At 56.4% G+C, this 7,954-nt stretch carries 5 protein-coding genes; all 5 read right to left on the minus strand.

Annotated elements, in window-relative coordinates; genetic code table 11:
- Window positions 1-2,576: alanine--tRNA ligase (gene alaS / locus lacNas_RS11630; RefSeq protein WP_201346888.1), on the minus strand; the 2,576-nt coding region annotated here is incomplete at its 3' end.
- 238 nt (window positions 2,577-2,814) lie between these two features.
- Window positions 2,815-4,182: a DEAD/DEAH box helicase gene (locus lacNas_RS11635; RefSeq protein ID WP_201330048.1), complete on the minus strand. Its 1,368-nt coding sequence runs from the start codon at window positions 4,180-4,182 to the stop codon at window positions 2,815-2,817.
- Complete coding sequence (locus lacNas_RS11640; protein ID WP_201330049.1) at window positions 4,175-5,134, minus strand: DHH family phosphoesterase; 960 nt, start codon at window positions 5,132-5,134, stop codon at window positions 4,175-4,177. Before lacNas_RS11640 ends, lacNas_RS11635 begins: the two co-directional genes overlap by 8 nt.
- Window positions 5,135-5,196: 62 nt before the next feature.
- Window positions 5,197-6,312: a DNA polymerase IV gene (gene dinB, locus lacNas_RS11645; RefSeq protein ID WP_201336314.1), complete on the minus strand. Its 1,116-nt coding sequence runs from the start codon at window positions 6,310-6,312 to the stop codon at window positions 5,197-5,199.
- A complete protein-coding gene (zwf, locus tag lacNas_RS11650; protein ID WP_201330258.1) occupies window positions 6,312-7,760 on the minus strand; it encodes a glucose-6-phosphate dehydrogenase in 1,449 nt (482 codons plus the stop codon). The genes dinB and zwf overlap by 1 nt, the downstream gene beginning before the upstream one ends.
- Window positions 7,761-7,954 lie beyond the last annotated feature (194 nt).

A 7,954-nucleotide genomic window follows, 5' to 3' on the forward strand; every position in this document is an offset into this window, starting at 1 on the left:
CCGCCGGCTTGGGCCATGTTTGGCCGGCCGCCGCCGCCGCCGCCGAAGATGGCAGCCACGCTCTTGATCAGGTCGCCAGCTTTAAGGCCCTTGTCCAGAGCCTTTTGGCCCAGGCTGATCAGCATGTTTGCCTTGCCGTCGGACTTGGCACCCAGGATCAGCACGTCGGACTTGCCTTCGCTCTTCCATTGGTCGGCGATTTCCCGCAGGTCGTTCATGCCCTTGACGTCAGCAATCGTTGCGATGACAGTCAAGTCGCCCACCGTCTTGACCTGGTCAAAGATCTTGCCGGCCTTGGAGGCGTTGATTTGGGCTTCGTAGGCTGCGTTTTGCTTTTCAGCGCTGCGGAGGTCTTCTTGCAGGCTGGCAATCTTGCTTTGAATGCCGTCAGCCTTGGTTGCCTTGACTTCAGCCTGGATCTGGTCCAGGATTTCTGAGCGGCCGGCCAGGTATTCGTAAGCCAGCTTGGAAGTTACGGCTTCAATTCTTCTGACCCCGGCACCGATGGCTTGTTCAGAGATGATCTTGAAGATCCCGATCTGGCTGGTGTTGTCACAGTGGGTCCCACCACAGAATTCAATGGAGAAGTCGTCCATCTGCACGACTCTGACCTTGTCGGTGTACTTGCCGTCAAACAAGGCCAAAGCCCCCATCTTCTTCCCGGTTTCCGGATCAGTTTCCGTCGTCTTGACCTGGATGGCATCCCAGATCTTTTCGTTGACGATCTTTTCAACGTTCTTCAGTTCTCTTGGCGTGGTCGGGTCAAGGGAAGTAAAGTCGAATCTCAAGTAGTCTGGTTCAACGACTGACCCGGCCTGGTGGGTGTGTTCACCCAAAACCTGGCGCAAAGCTGCGTGCAAGAGGTGGGTAGCTGAGTGGGAGTGGCGCAGGCCTTCCCGGCGGGCCCGGTCGATCTTCAGCTTGTAGGTCTTGCCCTTTTCCAGCGGCAGAATCACGTCAACGAAGTGCAGGTTCTGGTCGTTTGGCGCGTGCTGCACATCGACTACCCGAGCAACCAGGTTGCCTTCTTGGTCGTAGATGTCGCCGTGGTCAGCCACCTGGCCGCCCCGTTCAGCGTAAAACGGCGTCTTGTCAAAGATCAAGGTTGCCTTTTCACCGTCAGCCTTGTCGACCAGCTTGTCATCAACGATGATGTCGACCAGCTGGCCTTCTTCTTCGTAGACCCCGTATTCAAAGACGCTCTTGTCCTTGATTTCCATCAGGGTTTCGTCTTGTGAGCCCATGGATTGCAGGTTGCCCCGGGCCTTGCGGGCCCGTTCCTTTTGGGCTTCCATTTCAGCGTCAAAGCCTTCCTTGTCGACCTTCAGGCCCTTGTCTTCAGCGGCTTCAACCGTCAATTCGTAAGGGAAGCCGTAAGTGTCGAACATCTTGAAGGCATCCTTGCCGGAGATGGTCTTGTCGTCGCTGCTTTCGGCCTTGGCAATCAAGTCGTCCAGCAGAGTCAGCCCGGCTTCCAGGGTGGCACCGAAGCGGTCTTCTTCGTTCTTGACTACCTTGCTGATGAAGTCGGCCTGGTCGCTGACTTCTGGGTAGTGGCTCTTCATAATGTCGCCGACAACCGGAACCAGCTTGTAGAGGAAGGCACCGTTGATGCCCAGCTTGCGGCCGTTCAAGGCTGCCCGCCGCAAAAGCCGGCGCAGAACGTAGCCGCGGCCGGTGTTGCCTGGCAAGGCGCCGTCACCGATGGCAAAGGAGATGGCCCGGATGTGGTCGGCGATGATCTTGAATGAAGTGTCGTCAGCCGTGTTTGCGCCGTACTTCTTGTCCGCGCTCATTTCTTCAGTAGCGTGGATGATTGGCAAAAAGAGGTCGGTTTCAAAGTTGGTTGGGGCGTCCTGCAGAATTGACAGGACACGTTCCAGGCCCATCCCGGTATCGATGTTCTTGTGCGGCTGTTCAACGTAGCTGCCGTCTGGCAGGTGGTTGAATTCTGAGAAGACGATGTTCCAGATTTCCAGGTAACGCGCGTTTTCACCGCCCGGGTAGTTTTCCGGGTCGTCTTCAGGAACGTCGTTGTTTTCCTGGCCACGGTCGTAGAAGATTTCTGAGTCAGGACCACAAGGGCCTTCACCGATGTCCCAGAAGTTGTCTTCCAGTTGAACGATGTGGTTTTCCGGCAGGCCGACTACTTCGTGCCAAATGCGGTGGGCTTCAGTATCCTTAGGATAAACAGTCACGTAAAGCTTGTCCTTGTCCAGGTCCAGCCAGTCCGGGCTGGTCAGGAATTCCCAGGCCCAAGGAATCGCTTCTTCCTTGAAGTAGTCCCCGACTGAGAAGTTGCCCAGCATTTCAAACAAGGTCTGGTGGCGGGCAGTTTTGCCGACGTTTTCGATGTCGTTGGTTCTGATCGACTTTTGTGAGCTGGTGATCCGCCGGTTCTTAGGAACGACAGAGCCGTCGAAGTACTTCTTCATCGTGGCTACCCCGGAGTTGATCCAGAGCAGGGTCGGGTCGTCCTTTGGAATCAGGCTGGCTGACTGCATGACCATGTGGCCGTGTTCAGCAAAAAAGTCGAGGAACATTTGCCGAAATTCTGAACTGTTTAATTTCTTCATCAAAATCTCCTAAAAATACAAAAAACAAGCACAATTGCGTTTTCTCAAGGACGCTCGTGACGCGGTACCACCTTGATTGCAACATGCTTGTTACCTCTTAATTATCTTCAAATCATCACTTTAAGGAGCATTTTCTGATCAGTGATAAACCTTTCTCAGCTGCCGGTCCTCTCTTTGAATCGACTGATCAAAAAACATATCTTAAACGTCACTAATTTTACTACTTCAAGAAAAAATGTCAACGGTTTTGTTCCCGCTTGCGCTTGCGCTTGCGCAGCCGTTTCTGGTGGCGCATTTCGTGGCGGGCTTCAATCTTCCGCTTCTTGCGGTTGTCTTCTTGGATGGCCTGCTTGATCTTCTTCTTGTAGCCAGGCTTGCGCTTGGACTTGACCTTCTTGACCACGCCCTTCATGTGCGGGTCCAGCTTGCGGCCTGACGCCGTCCGGTTGTCACGGCGGCGGTAGTGAGTCCGCTCAGCCAGTTCCCCGTCCTTGATTTCGACGAAGTCAAAGTGCACGCCCATGTGCTCCAAGGCGCCAACGCGGTTCATCTCTTCTTCCCTGACCAGGGTCACGGCATGGCCCGGCAGGCCGTTTCTGCCGGTCCGGCCGATCCGGTGGATGATGAATTCCAGGTCCTTGGGAATCTCATAGTTGACAACCAGGCTGACGCCAGGCAGGTCGATCCCCCGGGCAGCCAGGTCGCTGGCTACGACGTACTGGTACTGGCCGGCCCGGACTTCTCTCAAGGTCCGCTTTCTTTCCCGCTCAGTAATGCCGCCGTGGATCTTGGCTACCTTGAGCCCCTGCCCGGCCAGATAGTCGGCCAGTTCGTCAACCATCTGCTTGGTGTTGGCAAAAACCAGCGCCAGGTATGGCTGCCCCATGGTCAGCAGCTTGTAGACGATCTTCTTTCTGTCCTTGCTGCCGATGTCCAGCAGGTCGTTTTTGATCGTCGGCGCGATCACGGCCGGGTTGTCAATGACGATCTCTTCGGGCTTTTCCATGTACTTTCTGAGGAAGTCGGTCAGCTTGACCGGAATCGTGGCTGAAAAAGCGGACATGACCACATCTTTTGGCAGGCGGGCGGCAATCTTGTCCACGTCTCCCAAAAAGCCCAGATCCAGGGTCATGTCGGCTTCGTCGATCACGAAGTTTCTGACCTTGTCCAGGACCAGGATCTTTTTGTCGGCAAAGTCTAAAAGCCGGCCCGGAGTGGCAATCACCAGCTGGGGCTTGTTTTGTTCAAATCTGGCAATCTGCCGGTCCCGGTCGCTGCCCCCGGCCAGGTGGGCAATGGCGATGTTTAAGCCGCTGGCATCCCGCAGCTGGCGGGCTACCCGGTAGAGCTGGTCAGCCAGTTCCCGGCTGGGCGCCGTCACGATGGCTTGGACATAGCGGTCTTCTTCAGAAATGGCGTTTAAGATCGGGATCAGGTAGGCGTGGGTCTTCCCGCTGCCCGTAGCGGCCTGCACGATCACGCTCTCCTCTTTCAGCATGGCCGGGATCACCTGTGCCTGCACCGGCGTCGGCTGCGTAAAGCCGATCTTGGCCAGACCCTGGCGGATTTCGCTTCTTAAGCGGCTGTCAGTAAAAATGTTATTCATGGTCTTCCTTGTATTTCTTGGTTACTTCGATTAATTCCTGGAAAATCTGGTCAATTTCCGCCTGGTCGTGGGCCGTGGCCCCGGAGGCCAGCTCATGGCCGCCGCCGTCGTGGGCTTCAGCCAGCTTGTGAATGTAAGGGCCCTTGGACCGGTAGTGCACCCGGTAAGTGCCGTCGTCTTTTTCCACGATCACCAGCCAGGTCAAGATGCCCTTGATCCGGCCCGGAGTCGACACGGTCACGGAAGCCTGAGGCTGGGTGACGCCCAGGGCCTGCAAGTCTTTCTGGGTGATGACGGAAATGGCCACCATCCCGCTGTCATCCAGCTTCATCTTCTCCAAAGCCAGGCTCTGCAGCTTGGCCTGCTGGAAGGTTACCTCGCTTTCGTTGCGGGCAATCTGGGAGATGTCGATGCCGGTCTTCATCAGGCGCGATACAACTTCAAAGGTGTGGGCGCTGGTAGCGTCGTACATGAAGCGGCCGGTGTCGCCGATAATGCCGGCGTACAGGGCCAGAGCGATTTCGCGGTTGAGCGGCAGATGCTCTTGATCGATAAAATCAGCAATGATCTCGCAAGCCGCAGCGGCTTTGGAGTCAACGTAAGACATGTCAGCATAGGGGTCAACGTCCGGGTGGTGGTCAATCTTGATCAGGTAGTCCCCCATCCGGTAGCGCTGGTCGGAAATCCGCGGCGTGTTGGCCGTGTCGGTCGTGATCACCAGCGCCCCCTGGTAGTCTTCGTCCTTGACAAGGTCCATCGTGTTGATCCAGTCCAGATCGCCGACATCGTTTTCCCCGGTGCACAGAATCTTCTTGTCCGGGAAGCGCAGACGCAGGCTCTTGGCCAAAGCGGCCTGGGAGCCGATCGCGTCCGGGTCGGGATTGGTATGCCGGTGCAGGATGATGGTGGAGTACTGCTCGATCTTGCTGTAAATTTCGTCAAAAGTGTTCATGCTGACGTCCTTTCTGCCTTATAAGTTCAAAATTTTATTTTAGCAAAAAAACAGCCTTTTAGCTATTCATCTGCAAAAAGACTGATTTCTTGATAATGGGCTTCTTCTAATTCACCGGCTGACAGGCCCAGCAGGCGGATGCCTTCAGCCAGAAATTCCGGCTCCTTGTCCAAGAGCTCGGCTGCCTGCTGGTAAAAAAGGTCCGGGTCCCGGCTGGGCTGAATCATCTGCCGGCGGGTGATGGTCTTGAAATTCCGGTCCCGCAGCTTCAAAATGATCACCCTGGCCAGCAGCTGCCGCTGGTCAAGCTCGGCCGCGACCGTCTTGCTGAAATCGCGCAGGTAGGCCCGGGCCCGGTCTTGGTCATAGATCACCGGCTCAAAGGTCCGTTCCTTGCCCAGCGACTTGCGCTGGCGGCTGGCCCGCACCGGACTGAGGTCGATCCCGTAAGCATGCAGGGCCATGTAGTAGCCGGCCTTCTTGAAATTCTTCAGCAGCCGGTCAAGGCCGTAGGCGCGCAGATCCCCTCCAGTCAGCACCCCTTCCTTTTGCAGGCGTTCCTGGGTTTTCTTGCCAATGCCGGGAAAATTCTTGATTTCCTGCCGGTCCAGAAAGGCCTGGGCCCGGTCGGGACTGATGTAGCTGCGGCCGAAAGGCTTGGCGTATTCAGACCCCATTTTCGCCAAAAACTTGTTGTAGCTCACCCCGAAAGACGAGGTCAGCCGCAGGTCCTGGAAAATCCGCTCCTGCAGCCAGCTGGCCAGCTGCAGCGGGCTCTTGTCCGGCATCTTGCTCCTGGTGACGTCCAGATAGGCCTCATCCAGGGCCACGCTTTCGATCTGGTCAGTCAGCTCGTGCATCAGGTCATGGACCTGGCCGGAAACCCGGCGGTACTTCGCAAAGTCCGGCTCAACAAAGACCAGTTCCCGCGCCGGAATCAGCTTGAGGGCTTGAACAGCCGCCATGGCGGAACCGACTCCGTACTTTCTGGCCCGGTAGTTGGCCGTGGCAACCACGCCGTGGCCGCCGGTTTTCCGAGGGTCGCGGGCGATCACCACCGCCTTGCCGGCCAGTTCCGGCCGGTCGCGCATCTCTACTGAAGCATAAAAGGCGTCCATGTCCAGGTGGATGATCCGCCGGGAGAAGTCGTTTTGGGGAAGCAGGTCGCGGTCAGCCATTATTGGTAGATCCAGCCGTCCTTCGGGTCGGCAAAGATCTTGCTGGTGTCCGGTCCCATGCAGTAAGGCCGGTACTTGACCGGCTTGCCGCCAGCTGCGTTTTCCTCTTGCCAGGCAGCTTCGATGGCGTCAACGAATTCCCAGTAGCGCTTGAGTTCTTCCCACTTGGTGAAGTTGGTGGAGTCGTTGACGAAGACGTCGTGGATCAAGCGCTCATAGCCATCCGGCACCTCGGCCTGCTCGTTTTCGCTGAAGCGGTAGCGCAGCTTTTCCGGCCGCAGGTCGCTTCCGGCAATGGTCTTGCCGTTTAAGCGGAAGTAGATCTGGTTGGCCGGGTCGATCTCAATCGTGATCGTGTCGGCCTGGGCCTTGTCTCCGTAAAGGCCCGGCTCATTCTTCAAGACCAGGTCCACCCGGGTCTTCTTTTCGCGCATTTCCTTGCCCGTTCTGAAGTAAATCGGCACGCCTGCCAAAGGTCCGCGGCCAAATTCAACCCGGCCGGCAACATAGGTTTCGGTCTTGGAGTCTTCCGCCACGTTCGGTTCCTTGACGTATTCAAAAGTATTTTCCGTGCCCAGGTACTGGCCGCGGACAAAGTTGTCCCTGACCGCCTGCTCGCCCGGCACCCGCAAGGAGGCCAGCAGGTCTTCCTTGGCAGCGTGAATGGCCTTGTCTGACAAGTCTTTTGGTTCCGGCATCGCCAGCAGGGTAATGATCTGCAGAATGTGGTTTTGCACCATGTCGCGCAAGGCCCCGGAGTTGTCGTAATAGCCGCCCCGGGCTTCCACGCCCAGCCGCTCAGCCAGCGTCACCTGCACGTTTTTAACCATGTCGGCGTTCCAGACCTTCTTGATCAAGGAGTTGCCAAAACGCAGGGGCAGAATGTTCTGCACCATTTCCTTGCCCAGGTAGTGGTCAATCCGGAAGACCTGGTCTTCGGCAAAAGAGCTCTGGATCTGCCGGTTGAGGACTTCCGCGCTGGCCAAATCCGTCCCGAATGGCTTCTCAACCACCAAACGGTTGAAGCCGCTGCCGGTCAGGTGCTGGTCGGCAATGTGTTCGGCAATCGTGCCAAAGAAGCTCGGCGCCATGGCCATGTAGAAGATGCGGTTGCCGCCGCATTCATAGCGCTCATCCAGTTCCTGGGCCAGCCGCTTCAAAGTTACGTAGTGTTCGACGTTGGTCACGTCATGTGACTGGTAGTAAAAGTGGCCGGCAAATTCCGTCAGCTGCGCTTCGTCGACGTCCGGAATGCTTTCATGCACTGCGGCGGCCACTTGCTCGCGCAGGTATTCATGCGACCAGGGACGCCGGGCCGTGCCGATCACGGCGAAGTTGTCGCGGATCACGTTCCGGCGGTAGAGATTGAACAGAGCCGGATAGATTTTGCGGTGGGCTAAGTCGCCGCTGCCGCCAAAAAGGATCATTACTGTAGGAATATTGTTCATTGCGATACCTCTTAAAAATCAACTACTCTACTATTTTAGCAATTTATTGGCTCAGACAAAACAAAAACGTCCCCTAGGGACGTTTCATGTGTTTTATTCCTTGCTGTCAGCTTCTTCAGACTTGCTGTCATTTTCGGCTGCTTCAGCTTCAGCTGCTGGCTTTTCAGCACTGTCGGCTGCCGGCTTTTCTTCAG

Source organism: Lactobacillus nasalidis, from assembly GCF_016587775.1.
Classification (GTDB): Bacteria; Bacillota; Bacilli; order Lactobacillales; family Lactobacillaceae; genus Lactobacillus; species Lactobacillus nasalidis.